Here is a 25,499-nt window from a genome sequence, read left to right as displayed (position 1 = left end):
ATTCCTGTGGGGGTTATTGTTGTTGGCAGGCAATCAGAGGATCAAAAAATCAGAACGTAGGTCTTGCGCACGGTTTCCTGGATGTCCCAGATCCCGAGGCTGTTGGCTGGCAACATCAGTGCATCGCCGGCTTCTATGTAGAGGGTTTCACCATCGTCCGGAGTGAAGGTGCAGCGTCCCTGGATGAAATGACAGAATTCCTGGGCCACGATCTGCCGGCGCCAGCGACCGGGGGTGCATTCCCAGATGCCGGTTTCGACGCCATCGTCGCGTTCGACACTGGTGGTGGACGCCACCGCCACGGGCGTTCCCAGTGGCATGGCGACCGGGTTTGATTCGTCCAGCTTCAGCGTTGCGGTGTTCTTGAATTGCGTGATGCTCATGGGAATACCTTTGGATGTAGAGAGCCGCCGTTTACTGCATGAAACCTTCCATGAACCCAGCTACGCCGCTGGCCAGTTTGCGCCGCCAGGGTGCAGTCGCCGGGTTGGCCAGGGTCTGGTCTTCATGGACGAAGCTGCGGATGATCGCGTTGTAGCCGAGCCAGCGGCAGGGTTCCGGCTCCCAGGCTTTGAGCGCATCGAGACCGCCTTGAGGGATGACCCACGGCTGGTGAACCAGCCCGGTATCGCGCTGCAGAATCAGATCGGCCAGGGTTCGCCCGCCCAGGTTGCTGGCGCCGACACCCTCCCCGCCATAGCCGCCAGAAATCGCTATGCCGCTCGCTTGATCACACAGCATGTGCGGCTTGAACCGCCGGGACATGCCAAGGTTGCCACCCCAGCCGTGAGTGATCCGTACGTTCTTGAGTTGCGGGAACAGTTCGCCGAACAGGTAACGGCGCAGCTCTACTTCGCTGGTGGTCAGGTCGAAGTCATGGCGCAGCTTGCCGGCGAACTGATAGCCGCCCCTCGCGCCGAACACCAGACGGTTATCCGCCGTACGCTGACCGTAAGTGACCTGGCGGCTGCTTTCGCCAAACGCCTGGCCGCGACTCAGGCCGATTTCGTCCCAAGTGGCAGCGGACAGCGGCTCAGTCGCCACAATCAGGCTTTGCACCGGCAACTGGTAACGGCCCAACGGTGGCAAGGTGGCTGCGTAACCTTCTACCGCCGGAACGATCCAGCGAGCGCGTACCGCGGCTTTCGCCGTGCGCAGGCTGCCCGACTGCCAATGGGTGACCGGGCTGTTTTCGTAAATCCTGACGCCCATGCGTTCCACCGTCCGAGCCAGTCCTCGCACCAGTTTTGCTGGATGAAGGGTCGCGACGTGCGGTGCATAGATACCGCCATAAGGCTTGGCAATTCTGATTTGTTGCGCCAACTGCTCCGGGCTGAGCCAGCGGTAATCGCTTTCGGTCAGGCCTTGTCGGTAGAGCTTGTCCAGATAGTGCCGCAGGCTGGCTTCCTGTTCCGGATAGCGCGCGGCGCAATACAGCGCACCACCTTTTCGGAAATCGCAGTCGATGCCTTCACGTTCGATGACAATCTCGACTTCATCCGGAATGCTGTGCAGAAGATCATAAGAGGCGCGGCGCTGTTCAGCGGGCAGATCCGCCAGCAAGCGGTCTTCGCCGAGGATGTTGCCCATCAGCCAGCCGCCGTTGCGGCCCGAGGCACCGAAACCGGCGGTCTGCGCTTCAATGATGGCGATGTCCAGGCCCGGCGCCAGGCGCTTGAGGTAGTACGCGGTCCAGAGGCCGGTATATCCCGCGCCAATGATGGCGACATCGACGTCCAGATCCTGCTCCAGCGCCGGACGCGCCAACAAGGTCTCGTCGAGCTGGTCCATCCACAAACTGATTTTGCGCCACGCCGGCATGCAGGACTCCGCCACTCAAGTTTCGATGGCGTCGATCCTAGTGCGTGGGCTCAGAGGCTGTCTTGCGCGCGTGCACGCAAAGAAATTTGTTTGGCGTAGGCCTTCGGCGACAGGCCAGTGTGCTGGCGGAAGCAGCTGTAAAACGCCGACAGCGAATTGAAGCCGGCTGCAAACGCCAGCTCATCGATCCGTAGCGGCGGCGTGGCGGTGTCCAGCGCGGCAAGCAGATGCTGCAACCGCGCCTGGTTAACGTAGCGATAGAAACTCTGGCCCAGCACCTGATTCAGCAGATAGGAAATCTGGTTGCGACTGTAACCGCACTCCTTCGCCACCCGTTGCAGGTCGAGCTCGGGATCCAGATAAGGCTGCTGACGCTGGAAATACTGTTGCAGGTCTTGCGCCATGAAACTCAGCTGACGCGGCGACAACCCGAGCCGGCTGGCGGCTGGACGCTGATTGTTGGCGGTTTTGCTGACGGGCCGCTCATGCACCAGCGAGGCGTATTCATTGACCCGCCAGATCAGCCCGTCGCGCACGGTAATCGCTTCACTGGCTCGAAAGGACACCAGCCCTTCACCGCCGCGCAGCGTAATGCGGTATTGAATGAATGCCGTGTTGCCGTCCAGTCGAATGCGGTCCGAGTGCTCCAGCGCTTCATCGGGATCGCGCGGCATGCTGCTGCGCACGTACTCGCGCAACTCGTCCAGCCCCATCACTCGGTTCTGGAAAAAGTCGTTGTACTGAACATCCGGGTGATACAGCGCCATGACCCCGTCCAGGTCCCGGTGTTTCCAGCGCAGGTGATAGCGCATGACCGTCTCGCTCGTGGCCTGGGTTTGCAACGGACCATCGTCATCGGCGGGCATAAAGGTCTCGATGAGAAAAAAGCGAGCTTGCCGAAATTCAGCCCCGGCTTCAACGTCGATTCGATACTGGCCTTTCGCCTAACAAACGCAGCGCTGTGACCTGAATCAAAAAAAACTGAACCAATCGCTAAACGGCCTGAAAAATCCACATTCCTTTCACATACGGATGCTACTTTTAAATGCAGTCACCGGTTGAGCCAATGAAGGCTCTTCCCTCCTAACATGAGCTAACGGAAGCGCTCGATGAAGAAGGCGGGCAACATATGAATAAAGGGTTCAGTAAGGTCACCTTTCCAAACGCCTGCCAGCTGATGCGCTGGCATTTTCATCCCATGGGTTTTGAGGCGACCATGGACGCACCGGGCAGCATGATCGCCCGTCTGTTTGACCGCGCCAGTGGCGAGACCATGATCGCCATCGCCGGTATTCCATGCGCAACGGTCATGAATGCCGCGGATGTAGAACGCATCATCGAAGCGGTGGAGGATGAGCTGGAGTCTTTCATTCCACCGGCAGCCCTCAGGAGTTATGCCTGAAGGTTGAACCGCTTTTTTTTAGAAATGATCGCAGCCTCGTTTCACTCGACAGCGCCTACCAAGGGAATGCGTAACCCTGTAGGAGCTGTCGAGTGAAACGAGGCTGCGATCTTTCAAGGCTTACGCCGATGTCTTGCCTGCGCGATGATCGGCAAAAAACGCTTTGCCCTTGCCAATCCGGTCGGAAGCCTTGGGCAGGTTCGCCGCTTGAGTGTCCTGGCCGTCGACATACCAGTAGCAATGGCTCACCGCCCGGGTGATGCCGACATAAGCCAGTCGCAGGATCTCGTCTTTCTGGGCGTTGTCATACGCCTCGTTGTCGCCCGGTTTGCCGAGACCCGCCATGCGGTAGACCTGATTCTTGTAAGGCGAACTGGTCAGGTGCTGACAATCCCCGAGCAAGAACACGGCATCGGCCTGAAGGCCTTTGGCGCTGTGGTAGGTCAGTTGCTTCAGCCGTCGCGATTCGTACGGCAAGCTAGAATCAACATTAACTACAGACTGAATATGCTCTTCTATCAATGACTTATCGCTACTTTTTCGATAAAGCATCAAGATTGAATCACCCTTTCTGTAGTGATCCATCAAGCGCTTGGCCATGCCCTGATCGTCGCGATCCAGCACATTGACCGGAAGCAGCGACCTCGGCTCGCCGCTGGCCTTGGCCTTTTTCCCGGCGATCGCCGGTGCGGCGCGGACGATATGTTCGGCGGCATCGATGATGTGCTGATGGCTGCGGTAGTTGTCACTGAGCATGACCCTGGTGGTGCTCGGCGACGGGAATTCCTTGTTGAATTCCATGAAGTACGTGGGCGAACTGCCGCGCCATCCATAAATGGACTGCCAGTCATCGCCCACGCAGAGCAGCGACGAACGCTGTGCGCCGCGACCGACGTGCATGGCCGGGCCACGACTGCGAATTTCCGTCAGGCTGGCACGAATCCAGGAAACGATCTGCGGCGAGACATCCTGAAATTCGTCGATCATCAGGTGCGACAGGGGCCGCAGCAATTCATCGCTCAGCAGCTTCTGATTTTCCGGGGAGTGCTCGCTGAACAAGGCAAACATGCGGTTGTAGGTCATCACCGGCGGTTTCTGATCCAGCAGATGATCTTCCAGTGCTCGCCAGTAAAGGCTCAGGGCTTCGAAGAAAAAACGGTCCGGGTCGTCCTTCGCGAAACTCATCTGGCCAACGGCGCCCGGAACATCCAGCCCCAGGTTCTCGATAAACCCGGCCGCTGCAACGAAACAGTCGAGCAACGGCGCGGAACCGAGTTCACCCTTGACCTTGTAATCGAACCCCGGCCCGGCGCTGGCATCCCCTGCCAGCGAGGCCAAAACACGCTTTGATGATTCGTAACTATCGAGCCATATCAATGGTTTACGACAGAAAGCTTGAAACAGTGTTCGTTTCACAGCCCACTCGGCGCGAACGCTGAGCTTGGCATTCGGACGGCTGACCTGCGGATTTTCCCGTGGATCGAACCCCAGTACCACCCAGGCGTCCAGGCTTGGAATATAGCCATGGCAGTGAAACGTCGAGCCATTGATATCGAACGACTGACGATTGGGCTCGATGCCCTTGATCGGCCAGGCACCGGCGCGGAACCACAAGTCCTCGATGAAATCGCACAGTTCTTCATCACGCTTGGCCGCCAGTTCGGTCACGGCCATGCGCTTTTGCACATCCGGGTGATCGCGCTCCAATTCCTTGAGCTGCAAGGCATGGCGGGATAACGGTTTGATCAGCTCGCGGAAACGCTCATCGCGGGTGTGCAGGCTGTGGTAACAGGCGTTGAGCTGCTGACGCTGAGCGTCATTGATACGCAGGTCGAACGGATTGCTGTCGGCTTCCTCATCGCCATTTTGTGGGCGATGACTGAGGTTTTCGAAGGCTTGTAGCCGTTCGAAGCCCGGCAGACTGCGCACCATCGGCAGGATTCGCGAATGGAAGGTGCGCACCAGATCCCGCGCCTCTTTGAAGCTGAGTGACCGGCCCCAGAGCGCAAACAACTCGATCAGCTTATTGATGAAGTCCTTGCGCGACTCCCGCGTAAACGTCACCACGGTCATCGAATCGAGCTCGAAACCCAAATAGTGAGTCAGCAGCAAGATACGCAACACCAGTGTGGTGGACTTGCCCGCACCCGCTCCGGCGATCACCGACGTCGATGGCGTGTCACTGAAGATCATCTTCCACTGCGCGGCACTGGGTTGGGAATGGGCTGGCAGGAAACGGGCAACGTCGGCCTTCATGCGTTTTTTCAAGTCCGCACTCAAGGGCAGGCGCCAATCATCGAACAAGTTGTCGTCGACGTTGGGCGCGCGGTGTTCGGTCGAGCGCGAGTCACGGATCAGCAACACCTGCCGACCTTCCTCCAACCCTTCGAGCTTGCCTTCCTTATAGCCATAATCCACACCCGCGATGTGACCGCTGCGAAAGCCATCAGCCTGGCCATGCAGCCATGAGGCGCGGTGCTGCGCGCGCAGCCGGGTCAGGCCATGGCCGAAGAACCGGGCCGCAAGACGCTTGAGCAGCGGCATCTCGGCCAGGGGACGAAGTTCAGGAGGAAGATCGGGGGTGTGTTGCGGCACGCGGGCTGACTCCAGGGTGTGAGGCTGTTGAAGGCTATGGTGTCTGCATTTGCCGTTCAGTTCTAGTGAAATGCTTACAGGTCATTGGCTTATGCGATGAAGTGAAGGCTGGGTGAGAATGTTTCGAGGTTATTTGATATCAACTTATTCGATGGTATTGAGGCACTTTTTACGCTTTTTATCGATCGATGCCTGATGGATGATGCTCGCCATCAAAACCCATTTCAGGAGACGATCATGCTCGAACTCAGACCTTTCAACTCCCTGGGCGGCGCCCACCATGGCTGGTTGGATGCTCATCACCACTTTTCGTTCGCCGAGTACCACGACCCAAAACGCATGAACTGGGGCAACCTGCGGGTGTGGAACGATGACGTGATCGCCTCCGGCACCGGCTTCCCGAAACACCCTCACCGGGACATGGAGATCATCACTTACGTTCGTGAAGGCGCGATTACTCACGAAGATAACCTCGGTAACAAGGGCCGCACCGAAGCGGGTGACGTTCAGGTCATGAGTGCCGGCACCGGGATCGCACACAGCGAGTACAACCTGGAAGCCACCGAAACCAGAATCTTCCAGATCTGGATCATCCCGAACGAAACCGGTCTGGCACCGTCATGGGGCGCCAAGCCGTTCCCTAAAGGCCAGCGCGAAGGTTTCGTGACCCTGGCCAGCGGCAAGAGCGGCGACGACCAAAGCCTGCGGATTCGTGCGGATGCACGGCTGGTGGCAGCGAACCTGAAGGCCGGCGAGTCTGCCGAGTATCGGCTGGACAGCGGCCGTCGTGCATACCTGGTGCCGGCCACCGGTGTCATTGAAGTCAATGGGTTGCGCGCACAAGCTCGAGACGGTGTTGCTGTGGCCGATGAGCAGGTGTTGCGGGTGACGGCCATTGAGGACAGTGAAATCGTTTTGGTTGACCTGGCTTGATTGGGTAAATGAAGCGCAAAAAAAAGGGCGACCGGAAATGGTCGCCCCTTTTTTACATGCTTGTCCCGTCCTGAATAAGGTTTGCACCTGTTTCAGGACTGGACAGCGGAATTGTGGCGAGGGGACTTGTCCCCCCCGCCACAGAGCCCTCGATCACTTCGCTGAAATTGCGCCATCCACGAGGGTTTGGGCTTCGGCCACCAACTGCTTCAGGTGCTCGTCACTGACGAAACTCTCGGCGTAGATCTTGTAAATGTCCTCCGTACCCGACGGACGCGCCGCAAACCAGCCATTCTCTGTCATGACTTTCAGCCCGCCGATAGCCTGGTCGTTGCCCGGCGCATGACTGAGGATGCTCTGGATCGCTTCGCCTGCCAGTTGGGTCGAAGTGACCTGATCCGGCGACAACTTGCTCAGCAGCGCTTTCTGTTCCGGATTGGCCTTGGCATCGACGCGCACCGAGAACGGCTCGCCCAGTTCGTCAGTCAACGCGCGGTAAGCCTGGCTTGGATCACGACCGGTACGAGCGGTCATTTCTGCCGCCAGCAGCGCCGGGATCAAACCGTCCTTGTCGGTACTCCAGACACCGCCGTCCTTGCGCAGGAACGACGCACCGGCGCTTTCTTCGCCACCAAAACCCAGCGAGCCGTCGAACAGACCGTCCGCAAACCATTTGAAACCGACCGGCACTTCGTACAGGCGGCGGCCCAAACGCTTGGCCACGCGATCGATCAAGCCGCTGCTGACCACGGTTTTACCTACCGCGGCATCGGCGCGCCATAGTGGGCGGTTCTGGAACAGGTAGTCGATCGATACTGCCAGGTAACTGTTCGGCGCCAGCAACCCACCCGACGGGGTCACGATGCCGTGGCGGTCGTGGTCCGGATCGCAGGCGAACGCCACGTCGAAGCGCTCTTTCAAGCCGATCAGGCCTTGCATCGCGTGGGTGGATGACGGGTCCATGCGGATCTGGCCGTCCCAGTCGACCGTCATGAAACGGAATGTCGGATCGACCTGCTTGTTCACCACGTCCAGGTCCAGCTTGTAGTGTTCGGCAATTGCCGACCAGTAGCGCACCCCTGCTCCGCCCAGCGGATCTACGCCCAGACGCAGCTTGGCATCGCGAATGGCATCGAAGTCGATCACGTTGATCAGGTCGGCAACATAGGTGTTGAGGTAATCATGACGATGGGTGGTGCTGGCCTTCAGCGCCTGTTCGTAGCTGATGCGTTTGACGCCGGCAAGCTTGTTGCCCAGCAGTTCGTTGGCCTTGGCTTCGATCCACTTGGTAATGTGGGTATCGGCCGGACCACCGTTGGTAGGGTTGTATTTGTAGCCACCGCTTTGCGGCGGGTTGTGGGACGGCGTGATGACGATACCGTCCGCCAGCCCGGAAGTGCGGCCGCGGTTGTAGCAGAGAATGGCGTGGGAAATAGCTGGTGTGGGGGTGTATTCGTCACCCTCGGCAATCATCACCGTCACGCCATTGGCCGCCAGCACTTCCAGAGCACTGGCGCCGGCCGGGGTGGACAGCGCATGGGTATCGATGCCGACGAACAGCGGCCCGTCGATGCCCTGGGCTTCGCGGTACAGGCAGATCGCCTGGCTGATGGCCAGGACGTGCCATTCGTTGAAACTCAGGTCGAACGAGCTGCCCCGGTGCCCGGACGTGCCGAAGGCAACGCGCTGGGTGGAGATGGCGGCGTCGGGCTGGCCGGTGTAATAGGCCGTTACCAGTCGCGGGATGTCGACCAACGATTCTGCCGGTGCCGGTTTGCCCGCAAAAGGACTGAGTGTCATGCAAAACCTCTGAAATAGAGTGGTTCAGGAATAGGACCGCAGTTTACTGGCAGTTTGACCGCAACGCGATGGGATCGATCCACGGGCCTGAAAGGAGGTTTACGGCCGTGTTCAGTCCACCGATTCCAACCGCAAGGCATCCCCCAGCAGGCTCAATGCAGCACCGATGTCATGATCTCCGCCGAACGCATGATTCAAGCGCAAGTGCTGCGTGTGCAGGCCCTGCAGACTGAAGAGTTCCCCCGGCGCAATCACCACATGATGCTTGAGCAAGCGCTGGAACACTCGACGCATATCGACCTCGCGCAGTGAGCGTGCCCAGATCGTCGCCCCGCCCTGAGGATCGACGACATGCAGGGCGTCACCCAGACGCTCCTGCAATAGCTGCGTCATGTGTACCTTGCGGTCCTTGAGCAATCTGCGCAGCACCTGAAGGTGCTGATCGATCCGGCCATTGGCGTACAAACGGGCAATGGCTTTCTGGCGAATCGGCGACAGGCGAAATGAGCGTAGCAGAAAGTGCCGCTGCATTTGCTCGCTGAAATGGCGCGAAAGCAGATAGCCGTAAGGCGCTTCCGGACCGATGACTTTCTCGAACGTGGAGAACACGATCAGCCGCTCGGGGTCGAGCAGGTCGCGGAATCGCAAACCGCCCGGCTCGAATTCGAGGTCGCCGTAACAGTCGTTTTCCAGCACCCAACTGCCATGCTGCTCCAGCAACTGCGCAATGGCGAGTCGATTGTCGTCGGGCGGCAGGCTGCCCCGTGGTGCGCTCAACCCCGACGACAGCATCACCAGCCGCACCGGTCGGGTTTCCAGCAGTGACTTGAGTCGCTCGACGTCCAGGCTGCCATTGGCTTGCACCGGCCATTCGATGACTTGAACGTCCGCCGCCTGAAGCAGACGCAGAATCGACCAGTCACACGGCGACTCGATCACCACCACGGCGTCCTTGAGCCCCAGTACAGCGATCAATATTTCCAGGACTCCGCGCAAGTCTGCGCCGACATAGACGTGATCGGCATGCCAGCAACGCACCGGCGACGTGGTGTAACGCGCCGCAAGTGCGGCGCGCAGTTCGAGCTCGCCGCAAGGTTGTGAAGGCGGTTGTGGCAGGCGCGGGTATTGGCGCAGCAGTTCGCGCTCCAGCAGCAACAACGGACTGTCGAGGGGCTGCAGCAGCGCCGGCTCATCGGCACTGAAGACCAGCATGCCCGGGCGCCTGGCGCTGACATAAACCGTTTCGAGCAGGTCGTTGCCATTGCCGGGCATGCTGATCGAGGACACCGGCAATGCGTAATAGCCGGACTTGGCCACCGAATAGACACGCCCTTCTTTCTCCAACAGCGAATAAGCGTACTGAATGGTCGAGATCGACACGCTCAGGCGATTTGCCAACTGGCGTAACGATGGCAAGCGTACGTTCGTGTCGCTGACCGGTTCGTTGATCAGGTGGGTCAGGTATCGGTACACCGCCTGATAGGCAAAGTCGGTTTCGCGAGGTCCTTTCAATGTCCCGCTGACCATTCACCTGCCACCACTGCATCATGACCAGGATCGACGGCTTCGGATTGCCCGTCCGCATCGTCGGGCTCCCCGTCATTCACCCTGCCCTCGACGCCAGGCACCGGCCCCATGCGGTACAGCTTGCCGATCAGGCTGACGGGCAACCCGCTGACGTCGACCATCCAGTGCACAATCTGTTCAGGCACCGGGTGGCCCTGCATCGCACGGTGCAAGTCAGGCATCGCCACCAGCATGCCCGGGTGGCATTGACGCAGGAAACGCTCAAGCCCGGCGCCGTTTTCGACAAAAGGCGCGAAGAGCAGGCATACCAGCTGCGCCTCGTTCAACCCAAGGTTTTTCTGCGCTTCGGCCGCTGCCAGTGCACGCTGATCGGACAACTTCGCCGGGCTGCCAAAGGTCTCCACGGCTTGTTCGCACAGACGCTCCGACAGTTGCTTGCGACGCATCATCACCAAGGCTCGCTGCAAGTATTCGGCGACGCCCGTCTCATAGCTGTGACCATGCACGAAGCACGCTTGCAACCCACGGACATGGGCAGAGATCGAAGGGCTGACGTATTCGTTCTCACTGAGCTGGGCCGTGAGTTCGTCAGGCTGAAACCCCAGAAACTCAGTGAGCAGCGGCCATCGCTCTTCCCGGTTGCTGACCAGGAGGTCGTGAATGTCGATGAACGTGGCGCGACGGCAGGCTTCGAATTGTTCGGCCGGACGCCATTGCGCCGGGCCACGCCCGTCATAAAACGTGCGGTAACAATCGCTGCCGAGTTCGTCGAGCACTGCAAACAGCTCGTCAAAGCCGGTTCCGGGATGATCGGACGTCGTGAGCCCGGCCTTCGCCGCCGCCCGCTTCAAACCCTCGATAAACAGTTTCTGCTGACGTGGCGTATCGCTGCAGATCAATGCATCCACGCCGCTGTTCCACCGGGCAATTTGCCCAACGAATTCGCCAGTGGCCAGATAGCCGTCGTCCCACAGATCGAGCGGCCCGTCGAGGGTCCGACGATGCCCCACCATCAGCAGATTGAGCCGACTGGCTTCGCGGCCGGCCTCCGAGACCGGCGCCGGATGCCTGAATGGCAAGACCTCCCGGTTATCAGCCATCAATACTTCGACCCTCGGGTCATCGTAGAGGAACAATGCGCTGTGGCTGCGATGAATGTTGTCTTGCGCCGAGGCACTGAGACCGCTCATACGCAAGGAAGCCACGCGCAGCTGGAACGTGGAAGGTGCCCTGCCGGCAATACTGAGCTGCGCCGCGCGCAGTAGCGCCAGGGTGTAGCAACTGTCCCGGGACCCGGACTGAATGGCGAGCACCTTGTAGTCGCCAATGCGCTCCATTCCACCGGCGGTGACCACCAACCGCTGAATCATCAGCTGCAATGCCGTACGTTCGGCCCGCGAGAAGAAACTCAGCAAACGTTGCAGCATTTGCTGATAGACATAATTCATCGCCTGATCATGGATAAGGGTCATCTTTATTTACCTGATACTCGTAAGTTCAATAGTGCGCAAACAACGAAATGCAATGTGCAAACCGATTGCCCGCCACGATTGAAGTGCTGAATGCTATGCCCGAATGCTAACACTTAAACTTTCAGAAGATATTTGATGAATCTGAACAGCGCGATTGCCCTGGCGACAGACAGCCCATCGCAAAGCCCCGTAATACCTGCGTCTGCGGACTTCGAGAGACGTCCTAGGAAATGTCCGACAGTGCCCCACAGACATGTAGCACAAGAAATAAAGAAAGAAGTCGCACATGATTGTTTGGCAATTGAGCAACGATCAACAGCTTGTCGGAAACATATTAACGATGTGCATTGAAAAGTATCAAACCGATACCCAGACATGACTCTTTCCTTGAGATGAAAGTAATCATTCAATTATCAGGGCTTAAATGGCGATTAGAAGATACAGATCAAGAGCAAAAACCAGTTCAGTTGCTGAACGGGCCTCATCGGCAGGGGCATCTCATATTTTCAGACCTGAAGGATCGCGACACCGCTCGCGCCTACAATGGCAGGCAAAAAAAAGTCCGTGCAGGCACGGACTTTTTCAGAGGGTGTTACGCAGGTTCGACCTGCAGGGCGACCCGTTCGCGGCATGGGCATTCGTCCATGTAGCGGTGTGCTTCGACAAACTCGGAAAACGGGAAGACCCGAGTCTTGAGCGGCAGCAGAACGCGATCGGCGGTCATCTGGTTGATGTCGCGCAAGGCACGTTGCAGTGCGACCTGGTCCTGAATGATGCCCAGTTCCGGCTTGCCGGTGAAATTGCCGATGCAATGCACAAAGAACTGAATGTTCTTCTGGAACGCTGCACAGGCCGGGAACGGTGTCTGGTTGCCACCTTGCAGGCCATACAGCACCAGACTGCCACGAGGCGCGAGCACATCGCCGAGCAGAGACATCTGCGGGCCACCCAGGCCATCGAACACCACATCGACACCGCGGTTATCGGTAATCTTGTTGATCCGCATCAGCAGATCTTCTTCCTCGGTGACGATGACCTTCTCGGCACCCAGCGACAACAGGTATTCACGCTCTTCGGCCGTCTTCGTGGCGGCAATCACCCGCACACCCAAGGCCTTGCCCAACTGTACAAAGGACGGACCGGCACAGTGGCTGGCGTCGGTGACCAAGGCAAACTGCCCAGGCTTGACCCGTGCCAGATCGGCATAGGCAAAATACGCGATCAACAGTGGCGTGTAGTGCACCGCCGCTTCGATCGGGCTGAGCACGTCCGGATAGCGGGTCAACGCTGAGCGAGGCAAAACGATCTGTTCGCCATAGACCGGATAGTCGTTCGGGCTTTCAGCCGGGAAGCTGGCGACCTTGTCACCGACAGCCAGGTCATCGACGCCCTCGCCGAGCGCCGTCACGACGCCGGACATTTCATGGCCGAGGCCTGAAGGCAGACGAGCGTGGGACGAGGCCAGGTTCTGGCGCCAGAGAATGTCGTACCAGCTGATGCCAATCGCCTCGACGCGCACCTGCACTTCGCCCGGTGCAGGGAGAGCGGCCGCATGCTCTTCGCATTTGAGCACCTCGGCTGGACCAAACTTGTGAAAACGGATCGTGCGGGACATCGCAAACCTCGTCAAAGAAACCTCTAATGCCCTGAACTCTATCTGGGCTTTCTACCCAAGACTATCAGTGGCTATTAATAGTCGACATGCCTGTCATTGATTCCGCAGCGCCGGTGACATCTTCAAATGTCGTAAGAAACCGAAGCAGCCTTTGTAGGAAAACTGAATTACTCGGTGCAGAGTAGCAGCCTTTCCCCGTAATATTCATGCCGGCCATTGTTCTCATATGGCCGCTCTCGTCAAGCTTGATGACTCTGCCAGGACTCCAGATGAATCGTAATGACCTGCGTCGTGTCGACCTGAACCTGTTGATCGTTTTCGAAACATTGATGCACGAACGCAGTGTGACACGCGCTGCGGAGAAATTGTTCCTCGGCCAACCCGCCATCAGTGCGGCGCTCTCGCGCCTGCGCGGGCTGTTCGATGATCCGTTGTTCGTGCGAACCGGGCGCAGCATGGAACCGTCCGCCCGGGCGGTGGAGATCTTCGCCCTGCTCTCGCCGGCCCTGGACTCGATCTCCACCGCCGTCAGCCGTGCGGCGGAATTCGACCCGGCAACCAGCACTGCGGTGTTCCGCATCGGCCTGTCGGACGATGTCGAGTTCGCATTGCTGCCGATGCTGCTCAAACGCCTGCGCGCCGAATCACCGGGGATTGTGCTGGTGGTACGTCGGGCCAACTACATCCTGATGCCGAGCCTGCTGGCCTCGGGAGAGATTTCCATCGGCGTGAGCTACACCGCCGACCTGCCGGCCAACGCCAAGCGCAAAGTGCTACGCCGCAGCATGCCCAAACTGCTGCGCGCCGACAGCGTGCCGGGCCCATTGAGCCTGGACGACTTCTGCGAACGCCCCCATGCGCTGGTGTCATTCGCCGGTGACCTGAGCGGCTTTATAGATGAAGAACTGGAAAAACTCGGGCGCAAGCGGCATGTCGTGCTCGCTGTGCCCCAGTTCAACGGGCTGAGTACGCTGATCAGCGGCACTGATATTGTCGCCACCGTGCCGGATTACACGGCGGAAGCGTTGACGGCAGCCGGTGGCGTGCGAGCTGAAGATCCGCCGTTGCCGGTGCGCAGCTTTGAGTTGCACATGGCGTGGCGCGGGTCGCAGGATAATGATCCGGGTGAGCGCTGGTTGCGGTCGCGGATTCAGATGTTCTTTGGGGATCCGGATAGCCTGGCCTGATCCTGATTGTGTATGAGGGCTTCTGGCCCCTTCGCGAGCAAGCTCGGCTCCTGCAGGGGATGTGGGCTCGACATAAATCCCCTGCAGGGGCCGATCTTGCTCGCGAAGGGCGCGACTCGGTCTCGCGCCGATTGCTGCATTCCCCGCAACACAGAATTGCCATCAAGCACATTGATCGCCTTCGAACCCGAGGTGCATGCTAGAGGGCTCGCTTCGACCTTATATCATTCCGAATGATAGTTACCTTCGCTTCATTCGATTCGTGCGATACCACCTCGCCGAGCATCATCCGCCCATCTCAATACATTGGCGGATGCATCCATGGAACAGTCACTCAAACATTTGCGCTTCCCCTTGGCCATGTTGGCCGTGCTGGTGATGAGCGCTTGCGGCAAGGCTCCGGAGTCTGCCGCGACCATGCCTGCGGCGAAAGTCAGCGTCGCCAAGGTGCTGGAACAACCGGTCAACGAGTGGGACGAATTCACTGGGCGCCTTGAAGCGCCGGAAACGGTAGAGATTCGTCCACGGGTCTCCGGACAGATCGATGACGTGGCCTTCACTGAAGGCGCGCTGGTCAAGAAAGGTGACCTGCTGTTCCAGATCGACCCACGTCCGTTCCAGGCTGAGGTCCGCCGCCTCGAAGCACTGGTTGCCCAATCCCGCGCCAATGCCACCCGCAGTGAAAATGAAGCCCAGCGCGGTGAGCGTCTGCGCATCAGCAACGCGATTTCCGCCGAATTGGCTGATTCGCGCACCAGCGCTGCGCAGGAAGCTCGCGCCGCGGTGGGTGCCCTTCAAGCACAACTGGATCTGGCCAAACTCAACCTGAGCTTCACCCGCGTCACCGCACCCATCAGCGGCCGCGTCAGCCGTGCGGAAATCACCGCGGGCAACCTGGTGACCGCCGACACCACACCGCTGACCAGCGTTGTGTCCACCGACAAGGTCTACGCCTACTTCGACGCCGACGAGCGTGTGTTCCTCAAATACACCCAGCTCGCTCGCCAGGGCAAACGCGGCGCCACCACCCCGGTGTACCTCGGTCTGTCCAACGAAGACGGCAACCCGCACCAGGGCGTGATGAACTTCGTCGACAACCAGGTCAACCCGAAAACCGGCACCATCCGTGGTCGCGCCGTGTTCGACAACACCGACGGCACCTACACCCCAGGCCTGTATGCCCGCCTGAAACTGGTTGGCAGCGGCACCTACTCCGCCGTGCTGATCAACGACGAAGCCGTCGGCACCGACCTGGGTAAAAAGTTTGTGCTGGTGATGGATGCGGACAACAAGACTGCATACCGCGCCGTCGAACTGGGTCCGAAAATCGAAGGTCTGCGCATTGTGCGCAACGGTCTGAACAAGGACGACACGATCATCGTCAAGGGCCTGCAACGGGTACGTCCCGGTTCGCCAGTCACCCCTGAAGTGATCCCGATGGCCAGCGAACAAACCCTCGCGGCACTCGCACAACAACGACAAGCGCTGGAAGCCAGCAACCTGCCCCAAGTCGCACCTGCCAAGGTCGCGCCAGGTTCGGTTGTGAAACTGGCTGCTGCAACCCCACGCGGTTAAGGGATAACGACTCCGATGAATTTTTCCCAATTCTTCATTTCACGGCCGATCTTCGCAGCGGTGCTGTCGCTGCTGATCCTGATCGCCGGCGCCATCTCGCTGTTCCAGTTGCCGATCAGCGAATACCCGGAAGTCGTGCCACCGACCGTTGTGGTCCGTGCCAACTTCCCGGGCGCCAACCCAAAAGTCATCGGTGAAACCGTGGCCGCTCCGCTGGAGCAAGCCATCACCGGCGTCGAGAACATGCTGTACATGTCTTCGCAGTCCACCGCTGACGGCAAGATCACCCTGACCATCACCTTTGCACTGGGCACTGACCTGGACAACGCACAGGTGCAGGTGCAGAACCGCGTGACCCGGACCGAACCGAAGCTTCCAGAAGAAGTGACGCGCATCGGTATTACCGTCGACAAGGCGTCGCCCGACCTGACCATGGTTGTGCACTTGACCTCGCCGGACAAACGCTACGACATGCTGTACCTCTCCAACTACGCCTTGCTCAACATCAAGGATGAGCTGGCGCGTCTGGGCGGTGTCGGTGATGTGCAGCTGTTCGGTATGGGCGATTACTCCCTGCGAGTGTGGCTCGACCCGAACAAGACCGCTTCGCGCAATCTGACTGCCACCGATGTGGTGACTGCGATTCGTGAGCAGAACCGTCAAGTGGCTGCCGGTGCCTTGGGCGCTCCGCCTGCACCGAATGCCACGGCGTTCCAGTTGTCGGTCAACACCCAAGGTCGCCTGGTTTCCGAAGAAGAGTTCGAGAACATCATCATTCGCTCCGGCGACAACGGTGAAATCACACGTCTGAAAGACATCGCGCGCGTTGAGCTGGGTTCCAGCCAGTACGCCCTGCGCTCCTTGCTGAACAATCAACCGGCGGTGGCGATTCCGATCTTCCAGCGTCCGGGTTCCAACGCGATCGAAATATCCAACGAAGTGCGCGACAAGATGGCGGAGCTGAAGAAGGGCTTCCCGGAAGGCATGGACTTCAGCATCGTCTACGACCCGACAATCTTCGTGCGCGGCTCCATCGAAGCGGTGGTTCACACCCTCTTCGAAGCACTGATCCTCGTGGTTCTGGTGGTGATCCTGTTCCTGCAAACCTGGCGTGCCTCGATCATTCCGCTGGTAGCGGTGCCGGTGTCGTTGATCGGTACGTTTGCAGTGATGCACTTGTTCGGCTTCTCGCTGAACGCCTTGTCACTGTTCGGCCTGGTATTGGCCATCGGTATCGTGGTGGACGACGCTATCGTGGTGGTGGAGAACGTGGAAAGGCACATCGAGCTGGGAGAAACGCCCGTAGAAGCCACCAAGAAAGCCATGCGAGAGGTGACCGGGCCGATCATCGCGACGGCGCTGGTGCTGTGTGCGGTATTTATCCCGGCGGCGTTCATTTCCGGGCTCACCGGCCAGTTCTACAAACAGTTTGCCCTGACCATTGCCATCTCGACCGTGATCTCGGCGTTCAACTCGCTGACACTGTCCCCTGCCCTGGCCGCCGTGTTGCTCAAGAGCCACAGTGCGCCGAAAGATCGCTTTACCAAAGTGCTTGATAAACTATTGGGCGGCTGGCTGTTCCGTCCGTTCAATCGGTTCTTCGAACGCGCCAGCCATGGTTATGTCGGCACCGTCGCTCGGGTTATCCGCAGCAGCGGTATTGCCCTGCTGTTGTACGCAGGCCTGATGGTGCTGACCTTCTTCGGTTTCGCCCACACCCCGACCGGTTTCGTACCCGGCCAGGACAAGCAATACCTGGTGGCTTTCGCGCAATTGCCGGACGCCTCGAGCCTGGACCGCACCGAAGACGTGATCAAACGCATGTCCGACCTGGCCTTGAAACAGCCCGGCGTGGAAAGTGCGGTAGCGTTCCCGGGCCTGTCGATCAACGGTTTCACCAACAGCCCGAACGCCGGCATTGTGTTCGTGACCCTGAAACCGTTCGACGAGCGTAAAGACCCGAGCATGTCCGCCGGTGCGATTGCCGGTGCCTTGAACGGCCAGTTCGCCGGGATTCAGGAAGCCTACATGGCGATCTTCCCGCCGCCGCCGGTACAAGGCCTGGGCACCATCGGTGGTTTCCGCCTGCAGATCGAAGACCGGGGCAACCTGGGCTACGACGAGCTGTACAAAGAAACCATGAACATCATTACCAAGAGCCACAACGTGCCGGAACTGGCCGCCCTGTTCACCAGCTACACCGTGAACGTGCCGCAGGTCGATGCCGCCATCGACCGGGAAAAAGCCAAGACCCACGGCGTGGCCGTCAGCGACATCTTCGACACCCTGCAGATTTACCTGGGTTCGCTGTATGCCAACGACTTCAACCGCTTCGGCCGCACCTATCAGGTCAACGTTCAGGCTGAACAGCAGTTCCGCCTCGAGCCGGACCAGATCGGTCAGCTGAAAGTGCGGAACAACAAAGGCGAGATGATCCCGCTGGCGACCTTCATCAAGGTCAGCGACACCTCGGGTCCGGACCGCGTGATGCACTACAACGGCTTCATCACGGCTGAAATCAACGGTGCGGCAGCCCCAGGCTACAGCTCCGGCCAGGCTCAAGCGGCCATCGAGAAACTGCTCAAGGAAGAACTTCCGAACGGCATGACCTACGAGTGGACCGACCTGACCTACCAGCAGATTCTGTCCGGCAACACCGCGCTGTTCGTGTTCCCGCTCTGCGTATTGCTGGCGTTCCTGGTACTCGCGGCTCAATACGAGAGCTGGAGCCTGCCACTGGCGGTGATCCTGATCGTACCGATGACGCTGCTGTCGGCCATCACCGGTGTGATTGCTTCGGGAGGCGACAACAACATCTTCACCCAAATCGGCTTGATCGTACTGGTGGGACTTGCGTGTAAGAACGCGATTCTGATCGTCGAGTTTGCCAAGGACAAACAGGAAGAAGGCATGAACCCGCTGGCTGCGGTGCTCGAAGCGTGCCGCCTGCGTCTGCGGCCGATCCTGATGACCTCCTTCGCGTTCATCATGGGTGTGGTGCCACTGGTGTTCTCCAGCGGTGCCGGTGCCGAAATGCGTCATGCCATGGGTGTGGCGGTGTTCTCCGGGATGCTCGGGGTGACTTTCTTCGGTCTGTTGCTGACGCCGGTGTTCTACGTATTGATTCGTAACTTTGTGGAGCGCGGTGAGAAACGCAAAGCGGCCAAGGCCCTGAAACTGGAGGCGCAACAATGAGCCTGAAAGCCTTCCTGCCGAGCCTGCTGGTACTGGCCCTGAGTGCCTGCGCCGTGGGCCCGGACTACAAGACCCCGGCCACCGAACCGGCCAACATCACTGCAGCCACCGATGGCGCTGCCGGCCAGAAAAACTTCGACCGCTCGCGTTTCGAAGGCGTCTGGTGGCAACAGTTTGAAGACCCGACCCTCAACCAGTTGGTGACGCAATCCCTGCAAGGCAACCGCGATTTGCGTGTCGCCTTCGCCCGTTGGAAAGCGGCCCGGGCGATTCGTGATGACGTCAGCAATGACGCCATGCCGACCATCACCAGCCGTGCAAGCAGTGATCTGGGCAAAGGTCAGATTCCGGGCCAGACCACCAAACGGGTCAATAGCGAACGCTATGACCTGGGTCTGGACATGGCCTGGGAACTGGACCTGTTTGGTCGCATCCAGCGCAACCTGGAATCCAGCGATGCCGAACAGCAAGCGGCCGAAGCCGATCTGTACCAGCTGCAAGTCACCATGATTGCCGAACTGGTGGACGCCTACGGTCAACTGCGCGGTGCACAACTGCGGGAAAAGATTGCCCTGGCCAACCTGAACAACCAGCAGGAATCGCGCAAGATCACCGAAAGCCTGCGTGATGCCGGCGTCGGCGATCAGCTCGATGTGGTTCGCGCCGATGCACGCCTGGCGGCCGTCGAAGCCAGCGTGCCGCAGTTGCAGGCGGAACAGGTTCGGCAGAAGAACCGTATCGCCACCTTGCTGGGTGAGCGCCCGGACAAACTGACCGTCGACTTGAGCCCGAAAGAATTGCCAGCGATTGCCAAGGCGCTGCCGATCGGTGATCCGGGTGATCTGCTGCAGCGTCGTCCAGACGTCCTCAGCGCCGAACGCAAACTGGCTTCGGCCACGGCACGTATCGGTGTGGCCAAGGCGGACCTGTTCCCACGGGTCAGTCTCAGCGGCTTCCTTGGCTGGACCGCCGGGCGTGGTTCGCAGATCGGTTCTTCGGCGGCCAACGCCTGGGCACTGGGCCCAAGCATCACCTGGGCAGCGTTTGACCTGGGCAGCGTTCGAGCTCGCTTGCGCGGTGCCGACGCGGATGCCGAGGGCGCACTGGCGACCTACGAGCAACAAGTGCTGCTGGCTCTGGAAGAATCGGAAAACGCCTTCAGCGATTACGGCAAACGCCAGCAACGCCTGATTTCGCTGATTCGTCAGAGTGAATCAAGCCGCGCGGCAGCCGACCTGGCTGAAATTCGCTACCGCGAAGGGTCGTCGGACTTCCTCGTCCTGCTCGATGCCCAGCGCGAGCGACTGGCGGCGGAAGACTCCCAGGCCCAGGCCGAAGTCGATCTGTATCGCGGCATTGTCGCGATCTACAAAGCCCTTGGTGGCGGCTGGCAACCAGAGACGGTCGCCAGCAAGTAACGCTGTAACGAACTCCTTTGGTTGGCCGCAACCAACCAGGTTTTTTTTGCCCCGCGCCTCATTCGGTCGCGGGGCTTTTTTTTGCCTGATCGTAATGGGGAATCCACCACGCCTCCTGTAGGAGCAAAGCTTGCTCGCGAAAGCGGTGGGACAATCGCCATCGATGTTGAATGTGCTGACGTCTTTGCGAGCAAGCTTTGCTCCTATATTGGCTACTGGTGATCCTGGGATTTTTGGGTTTCCTGGACGGTCACTGTCGCCGTCGTCCCCGCCCGCAGTTTGTCTTTACCGGCATAGTCCGCGTCGATCCTGATCCGCACCGGCACCCGTTGCGCCAGTTTGACCCAGGTGTAACTGGGGTTGATGTTGGCCAGCAAACGGCCGCCGGGCAGGTTTTCCCGGTCGGCAATCGCGAAAGCGATGCTTTGCACGGTGCCGCCAAAACGTTCACCACTCATCAACTCGATATCAACCCGGTCACCCTCCCCGATTCGCGGCAGTTTGGTTTCTTCAAAATAGCCGCTGATGTAAAAGGATTCACTGTCCACCAGCGCCACCAAGGGACCACCCGCAGTCGCATAGTCGCCCTGTCGGGTCAGCAGATTGGTGACGTAGCCACTGACGGGCGATTCGACCCGGGTACGCTCCAGGTCGTGTTCAGCCTCGGCCAATGCGGCGATGGCCAGATGCACGTTGGCCTGGGCAAACCCCAGGTTGGCCTGGTTGCGCAGCAAGTCGGCCTGGGCCACCGAGACATCGGTGCTGGATTTTTCCCACTCTTCACCGGAAATCGCTGCGCGTTCCTTGAGTGTACGGCGGCGGCGCTCCTCGCTCTGACGCTGTTTGAGCAGCGCCTGGCTGGCCACGATGGTCGCTTCGGATTGCCCCAGTGAGGCCTTCGCCACTTCCACCGAACGCTTGGCATGTTCCACTGCCAGGACGTAGCGCGAGGGATCGATTTCCAGCAGCAACTGGCCCTTCTCCACATGCTGGTTGTCCTGCACGCCGAGGTTGACGATGCGTCCCGCGACATCGGCGGACAAGGTCACCACATCGGCACGCACCCGGGCATCCCGGGTCCAGGGGGCGCGGGTGTAGTGTTCCCAGGCGAACCAGCCGAGCACAAAGGCCAGCACTACCACGGCCACTGTCGTGAATCGGGCGAGAATCGTCTTCAATGCATCAGGCTCCCATCAGCAGAATCAACGCGGCACACACGCAGGCGTACAGCGCGCCCTCGAACAAGGCTTCATGCCACACGAACTGCAACACGCCGAGGCGCCGCAAAATCCAGTCCAGCAGCAGATAAATCGGCAAGCCCAGCAGTAGCGCCTGAGCAATCGGCGGCAGGTAGACGCCGCCTATTTCCAGATCAATGGGCAATCGCAGGTACTCCTACTTTTGGCGCTTCAGGTTCAAAGTGGCCCCGGTGACGTTCCAGGAACGACACCACGATCAAGAGCGCAACGCGCATGCGAAACACCGACCACAGATGCTCATGGACGCCGGAATGCAGCGCATCCAGTTCATCGCCCAGGGCATGCAGGTTGTCGAGCACGCGATCCATTTCAGCGTCAGCCCGGCCGGCGACCAGTCGCCCGGTTTCCCGAACCGTAGCGAACAGCCGATTTTGCACTTCCGGGCTCAGTAACGCGTTGTTCTGCGCCTGTTGCCTGAGCTGGTTCAATGCAATGCCGAGCGCCATGCAACCGAGGCTGACGTCGAACAAGTCACGCGCGGGCTTGTCCTCGATGGACGGCAACAGGCCCAGCATCATGGTCAGTCGATCGACCATGCGGCTCTCGAAGGCAAACTGGTTTTCATCCGTGGCCGGGATTTTCAGCAAGGCGTAGACCTGCTCGCAATTCTCCTGGTGCAGCCGACGAATGCGCAGTACTGGCCTGAAGGGGAAGATCAAGGCATACACACTCAACGCCAGCGCGGTGGCGCAGACATACGAGCCGCCAAACTCGAACCACTGGATTGCGCTGTTCTGCCCCAGCCCGGTGTTTTGCGGGCCCAGTAACAGAAAGGTCGACAACCCGAGCCCAATTCCCGTGCCAGTGGTGGGCGGGCTGGACAACCCCACCGCGACGGCATACAGCAAGGGCGCCAGCAACAGCGCCAACAACTCGAAACTGCTGATCATCGGCACCAGCGCGAATTGCAGAACCGCCGACACCACCAGCGCCAGTCCCAGGCCCCGGGCAAAGCTCTGGGCGGCCAGCAGTGGCCGCGGAAACGTCGCCATCAGCGAACAGAGAATCCCGGCGACGATCATTCCGCCCCGTGCGCCGTCCCAACCGGTTTCGATCCAGATCAGTCCGGCCACCATCAATGCGCAAAAGGCGCGGATCGCGTTCATCGCTGCCAGCGTGTAGTCCATGTGCAGCGGGTTCTTCTGCCCGCGATGGAGGCTGCTGGCTTTGCGCCCACTCTGGATCGCATCGCTTAACTCAAGAATCGTTTCAAACTGCTGCAACAGACGCGCCTGTTCCCAGCGCAACGACCATGACAGCGAGCGCAAGGTCGCCGGATAGGGCTCGATGAGTTGCTCGGAACGGTAGGCCAGATCATCGAAGCGCTTCTGCAACGTTGCGAATTGGCGCCGTTGCTCATTGGGCATCGCACGCCCCAACTGCGCAAGTTGATCGAGAAACAAGACTTCTTCGGCGAGCAAACGCTGGATCTCCAGGGGAATCTCACCTTCCAGGCGCTCAAGCAATAACTCCCTCTGATGGCGCAACGCAGTCAGCCGCGCAGTCAGCAGCACCAGTTGATTGCCGAGCAATTGCACCAGGTCATCGGCGCTGCGCAAGCGTGGCGCATCGTAATACAGATGCCGGCGTACCCCTTCCAGTGCGCTGATCTGGCCGAGCAGCTGCATTTGCCGAAGGTGGAAATCGGCCTCGCTTTCCTCGGTACGAATCGCGGCGCTGGCATGGGTCGCCAGCAGCTTGATCACCTGATCGATCCTGGCGAAGTAATCCTTGGCCACGGCCTCCGGGCGCGCGGTCAAAAGGCTGACGACACACACGCAGGCCACCGCCAGCAACGTTTCGGTCACGCGGGTCACGGCCAGCAGGAAGGTGCCCTCCTGATCAGGGACCGCCAGCAGCCCCACCACCACCGCGGTATAACCGCTGAGCACGAATGCCTGGGAACTGGTGTAGCGCAACAAGGTGCCACCGGCGGTACACAATGCCAGCCACAGGGACAATGTGATGAGGAAAGGCAGCGGCGCCTGAGGGAAGATCGCCATGATCACCACGGCCACCACCGCGCCCAGGGTAGTGCCGATGACCTGGCCGAAACTGCGGGCCAGCGCCATCCCGCCCAATGGCTGGCTGACGATGACCACCGCCATGATCGACCACTTGGGCTGATCGAGGTCGAACAGAAACGCCAGGTACAGCGTCAAAAGCCCGGCCGCGATAGTTCTCAAGGCGAACAACACCACCCCCGGCCCGGGGTTGAGTATGGCCTTGAAGTATTGAAGCAGCGGTTGCATGGGAGTGCTCATCGAGTCATCTCCTGCAAGCGTAGTCACTGCTTCGGTGGCTCGACGGGGTTTCAGTGTCGACAGGACTTGTAGGAAAAATACTGACGATCCGCTGCGCAATGGCCTGCGGATTTGACTCGCAGCCCGGCCTGACAGAAGCTGGCAACCTTGCAAAAGCCTGCCAGCTCCCGGATTCCTGCATGCCCAAGTCTCGCCGCTACCTGATCATCAGCCTCTGCGTCCTGTTTGCCATTGGCCTTGCCTGGCTTTTCCTGCGCAGTACGACCCCTGTGGTGCCGGAAGCGATCAAGCGCGGTTACAGCGAAGCACTGACGCAGGCGCGGGCCGGTCAACCGGGTGCGGCGCGGGTGCTTTACCAGCAACTGGGGCGCCCCGACATTTCCCCCAAACGCCGCGTCTGGCTGCATGCCGAGCTGCCGAACTATCCCAGCCCTCAGGCCTTGAAACTGGCGGACGCTGACCTTCAACACCCCTCGGCCGATGTGCGCATCGCCGCCATCAGAAGCATCAGCGGGCTGGTCCCCAGCGGTCAGCGCAGCCTGCTGTTGGGCCCATTGCTCGATGACAGCGACCAACGTGTCCGTTTTGCCGCGGTGAACGCGTTGCTGGGGTTGTCGCCGGACGACCTGGGTTTGTATTTCGGACCGCTGCAACAGGCCATCGATGCGTGGGAACAGGTGCTGACCCAAGCGCCTGAAAGCGCCGACAACCAGTATCAGTTAGCCCGGTTGCACCTGCACAACGGTGAATTCAAAGCGGCGCAACAGGCGCTTGAAAATACCTTGCGCCTGGCCCCCGACAATCTGCCCGCACTGGTGATGCAGATCGAAGTGCTGGACCGGCAAGGACAAAGCGAAGCAGCCCGGCTGTTGTTGGCCAAACAACTGAAGACCCAGCCCGATTCCGCCTACCTGCAACATGCCCTGGGGATGTGGTTGCTGCACCACGGTCAGAGTGAGTTCGCCCTGCTCGGCTTGTCCAAGGCCGTGGAGCTCGAACCGGACAACAAGGATTATCGCTACGACCTGGCGACGACGCTGCATGACGAGCAAGAGCTTGAAGCGGCGCAGAAACAATTGCAGGAAATCGTCCAGCGTCACCCTGCCGACCGCAAGGCCCGTGTCCTGTTGATCAACTACTGGAAAGAAAGCGGGCAGCTGCAAAACGTGCAGATCCTGTTGGCGCAACTTGAACAGCTCAACCCCGACGACCCGGCGCTGCAGCAAGGTCTTTAAAAGATCGCAGCCTGCGGCAGCTCCTACGCCAGATGCGTTCATCCGTAGGAGCTGCCGCAGGCTGCGATCTTTTGCTGTTGCATTATCCCCACCCCAAAAAGTGTTGAACGCTCTTCTCGGCAAATGGTCAAGTGATCAGGCAGTCCATTCAGGCACTTCAGGCCTGCTGCCTCACTTCCCCTGGTCTTGAGAGGGCATTTT

18 protein-coding genes are annotated in these 25,499 nt (G+C 59.7%); 7 read left to right on the top strand and 11 right to left on the bottom strand.

Annotated features, from left to right (window positions below; translation table 11 throughout):
• Window positions 1-41: 41 nt before the first annotated feature.
• Genes PMI01S_RS25965 through PMI01S_RS25955 form a run of 3 tightly spaced genes read right to left on the bottom strand, consistent with a single transcriptional unit; the run spans window position 42 to window position 2,687 of the window.
• Window positions 42-383, bottom strand: a complete 342-nt coding sequence (locus tag PMI01S_RS25965; protein ID WP_084322962.1) for a cupin domain-containing protein — start codon at window positions 381-383, stop codon at window positions 42-44.
• Window positions 384-414: 31 nt separating this feature from the next.
• Entirely contained in the window at window positions 415-1,821 is a 1,407-nt protein-coding gene (locus PMI01S_RS25960; RefSeq protein WP_084322961.1) for an NAD(P)/FAD-dependent oxidoreductase, read from the bottom strand.
• A 50-nt stretch (window positions 1,822-1,871) separates the two neighbouring features.
• Window positions 1,872-2,687, bottom strand: a complete 816-nt coding sequence (locus PMI01S_RS25955; RefSeq protein ID WP_084322960.1) for an AraC family transcriptional regulator — start codon at window positions 2,685-2,687, stop codon at window positions 1,872-1,874.
• A 263-nt stretch (window positions 2,688-2,950) separates the two neighbouring features.
• On the opposite strand from PMI01S_RS25955, the gene PMI01S_RS25950 reads away from it, so the two are divergent.
• Window positions 2,951-3,223 (top strand): DUF1652 domain-containing protein, encoded by a 273-nt coding sequence (locus PMI01S_RS25950; protein WP_084322959.1) that lies wholly within the window; start codon window positions 2,951-2,953, stop codon window positions 3,221-3,223.
• A gap of 120 nt (window positions 3,224-3,343) precedes the next feature.
• Here the strand turns inward: PMI01S_RS25950 and PMI01S_RS25945 are convergent, their stop codons facing one another.
• Window positions 3,344-5,818: a UvrD-helicase domain-containing protein gene (locus tag PMI01S_RS25945; protein ID WP_084322958.1), complete on the bottom strand. Its 2,475-nt coding sequence runs from the start codon at window positions 5,816-5,818 to the stop codon at window positions 3,344-3,346.
• A gap of 237 nt (window positions 5,819-6,055) precedes the next feature.
• On the opposite strand from PMI01S_RS25945, the gene PMI01S_RS25940 reads away from it, so the two are divergent.
• A complete protein-coding gene (locus PMI01S_RS25940) occupies window positions 6,056-6,751 on the top strand; it encodes a pirin family protein (protein WP_031318906.1) in 696 nt (231 codons plus the stop codon).
• A gap of 153 nt (window positions 6,752-6,904) precedes the next feature.
• Here the strand turns inward: PMI01S_RS25940 and pgm are convergent, their stop codons facing one another.
• The 4 genes from pgm to PMI01S_RS25920 form a co-directional block, all read right to left on the bottom strand.
• A complete protein-coding gene (gene pgm / locus PMI01S_RS25935) occupies window positions 6,905-8,551 on the bottom strand; it encodes a phosphoglucomutase (alpha-D-glucose-1,6-bisphosphate-dependent) (protein WP_084322957.1) in 1,647 nt (548 codons plus the stop codon).
• 111 nt (window positions 8,552-8,662) lie between these two features.
• Entirely contained in the window at window positions 8,663-10,063 is a 1,401-nt protein-coding gene (locus PMI01S_RS25930; RefSeq protein ID WP_084322972.1) for an aminotransferase-like domain-containing protein, read from the bottom strand.
• A complete protein-coding gene (locus PMI01S_RS25925; RefSeq protein ID WP_084322956.1) occupies window positions 10,060-11,550 on the bottom strand; it encodes a hypothetical protein in 1,491 nt (496 codons plus the stop codon). The genes PMI01S_RS25930 and PMI01S_RS25925 overlap by 4 nt, the downstream gene beginning before the upstream one ends.
• A gap of 592 nt (window positions 11,551-12,142) precedes the next feature.
• On the bottom strand, window positions 12,143-13,165 hold the full coding sequence (locus PMI01S_RS25920) for a zinc-dependent alcohol dehydrogenase family protein (protein ID WP_084322955.1): 1,023 nt from the start codon (window positions 13,163-13,165) through the stop codon (window positions 12,143-12,145).
• 269 nt (window positions 13,166-13,434) lie between these two features.
• Here PMI01S_RS25920 and PMI01S_RS25915 point away from each other — a divergent pair, with 269 nt between their 5' ends.
• From PMI01S_RS25915 to PMI01S_RS25900, 4 genes are all read left to right on the top strand, one after another.
• Window positions 13,435-14,352, top strand: coding sequence for a LysR family transcriptional regulator (locus PMI01S_RS25915; RefSeq protein WP_084322954.1), 918 nt, complete (start codon window positions 13,435-13,437; stop codon window positions 14,350-14,352).
• Window positions 14,353-14,673: 321 nt separating this feature from the next.
• On the top strand, window positions 14,674-15,927 hold the full coding sequence (gene mexE, locus PMI01S_RS25910) for a multidrug efflux RND transporter periplasmic adaptor subunit MexE (protein ID WP_084322953.1): 1,254 nt from the start codon (window positions 14,674-14,676) through the stop codon (window positions 15,925-15,927).
• Between the two features lie 15 nt (window positions 15,928-15,942).
• Entirely contained in the window at window positions 15,943-19,122 is a 3,180-nt protein-coding gene (locus PMI01S_RS25905) for an efflux RND transporter permease subunit (protein ID WP_084322952.1), read from the top strand.
• Window positions 19,119-20,540, top strand: coding sequence for an efflux transporter outer membrane subunit (locus PMI01S_RS25900; RefSeq protein WP_084322951.1), 1,422 nt, complete (start codon window positions 19,119-19,121; stop codon window positions 20,538-20,540). The genes PMI01S_RS25905 and PMI01S_RS25900 overlap by 4 nt, the downstream gene beginning before the upstream one ends.
• Before the next feature lie 212 nt (window positions 20,541-20,752).
• Here PMI01S_RS25900 and PMI01S_RS25895 read toward each other — a convergent pair whose 3' ends face one another.
• From PMI01S_RS25895 to PMI01S_RS25885, 3 genes are read right to left on the bottom strand one after another with little or no spacing between them, the layout of a single operon-like run.
• Window positions 20,753-21,718: an HlyD family secretion protein gene (locus tag PMI01S_RS25895; RefSeq protein ID WP_084322950.1), complete on the bottom strand. Its 966-nt coding sequence runs from the start codon at window positions 21,716-21,718 to the stop codon at window positions 20,753-20,755.
• A 4-nt stretch (window positions 21,719-21,722) separates the two neighbouring features.
• Entirely contained in the window at window positions 21,723-21,923 is a 201-nt protein-coding gene (locus PMI01S_RS25890; protein ID WP_084322949.1) for a DUF1656 domain-containing protein, read from the bottom strand.
• A complete protein-coding gene (locus PMI01S_RS25885; protein WP_084322948.1) occupies window positions 21,913-24,063 on the bottom strand; it encodes an FUSC family protein in 2,151 nt (716 codons plus the stop codon). Before PMI01S_RS25885 ends, PMI01S_RS25890 begins: the two co-directional genes overlap by 11 nt.
• A 179-nt stretch (window positions 24,064-24,242) precedes the next feature.
• Here PMI01S_RS25885 and PMI01S_RS25880 point away from each other — a divergent pair, with 179 nt between their 5' ends.
• Window positions 24,243-25,298, top strand: a complete 1,056-nt coding sequence (locus tag PMI01S_RS25880; protein WP_084322971.1) for a HEAT repeat domain-containing protein — start codon at window positions 24,243-24,245, stop codon at window positions 25,296-25,298.
• Window positions 25,299-25,499 lie beyond the last annotated feature (201 nt).

Origin of the sequence: Pseudomonas migulae NBRC 103157 (assembly GCF_002091715.1) — a bacterium.
In the GTDB taxonomy this organism is placed as follows: domain Bacteria; phylum Pseudomonadota; class Gammaproteobacteria; order Pseudomonadales; family Pseudomonadaceae; genus Aquipseudomonas; species Aquipseudomonas migulae_A.
The sequence above is the reverse complement of the archived record's forward strand: the minus strand, read 5'-3'. Positions and strand labels throughout refer to the sequence as shown.

What these genes read in the sequence shown, in the direction of transcription:
- PMI01S_RS25965 (WP_084322962.1), bottom strand. Translation starts at nt 383, where the DNA reads ATGAGCATCACGCAATTCAAGAACACCGCAACGCTGAAGCTGGACGAA.
- PMI01S_RS25960 (WP_084322961.1), bottom strand. Translation starts at nt 1,821, where the DNA reads ATGCCGGCGTGGCGCAAAATCAGTTTGTGGATGGACCAGCTCGACGAG.
- PMI01S_RS25955 (WP_084322960.1), bottom strand. Translation starts at nt 2,687, where the DNA reads ATGCCCGCCGATGACGATGGTCCGTTGCAAACCCAGGCCACGAGCGAG.
- PMI01S_RS25950 (WP_084322959.1), top strand. Translation starts at nt 2,951, where the DNA reads ATGAATAAAGGGTTCAGTAAGGTCACCTTTCCAAACGCCTGCCAGCTG.
- PMI01S_RS25940 (WP_031318906.1), top strand. Translation starts at nt 6,056, where the DNA reads ATGCTCGAACTCAGACCTTTCAACTCCCTGGGCGGCGCCCACCATGGC.
- pgm (WP_084322957.1), bottom strand. Translation starts at nt 8,551, where the DNA reads ATGACACTCAGTCCTTTTGCGGGCAAACCGGCACCGGCAGAATCGTTG.
- PMI01S_RS25925 (WP_084322956.1), bottom strand. Translation starts at nt 11,550, where the DNA reads ATGACCCTTATCCATGATCAGGCGATGAATTATGTCTATCAGCAAATG.
- PMI01S_RS25920 (WP_084322955.1), bottom strand. Translation starts at nt 13,165, where the DNA reads ATGTCCCGCACGATCCGTTTTCACAAGTTTGGTCCAGCCGAGGTGCTC.
- PMI01S_RS25915 (WP_084322954.1), top strand. Translation starts at nt 13,435, where the DNA reads ATGAATCGTAATGACCTGCGTCGTGTCGACCTGAACCTGTTGATCGTT.
- mexE (WP_084322953.1), top strand. Translation starts at nt 14,674, where the DNA reads ATGGAACAGTCACTCAAACATTTGCGCTTCCCCTTGGCCATGTTGGCC.
- PMI01S_RS25905 (WP_084322952.1), top strand. Translation starts at nt 15,943, where the DNA reads ATGAATTTTTCCCAATTCTTCATTTCACGGCCGATCTTCGCAGCGGTG.
- PMI01S_RS25900 (WP_084322951.1), top strand. Translation starts at nt 19,119, where the DNA reads ATGAGCCTGAAAGCCTTCCTGCCGAGCCTGCTGGTACTGGCCCTGAGT.
- PMI01S_RS25885 (WP_084322948.1), bottom strand. Translation starts at nt 24,063, where the DNA reads ATGAGCACTCCCATGCAACCGCTGCTTCAATACTTCAAGGCCATACTC.
- PMI01S_RS25880 (WP_084322971.1), top strand. Translation starts at nt 24,243, where the DNA reads ATGCCCAAGTCTCGCCGCTACCTGATCATCAGCCTCTGCGTCCTGTTT.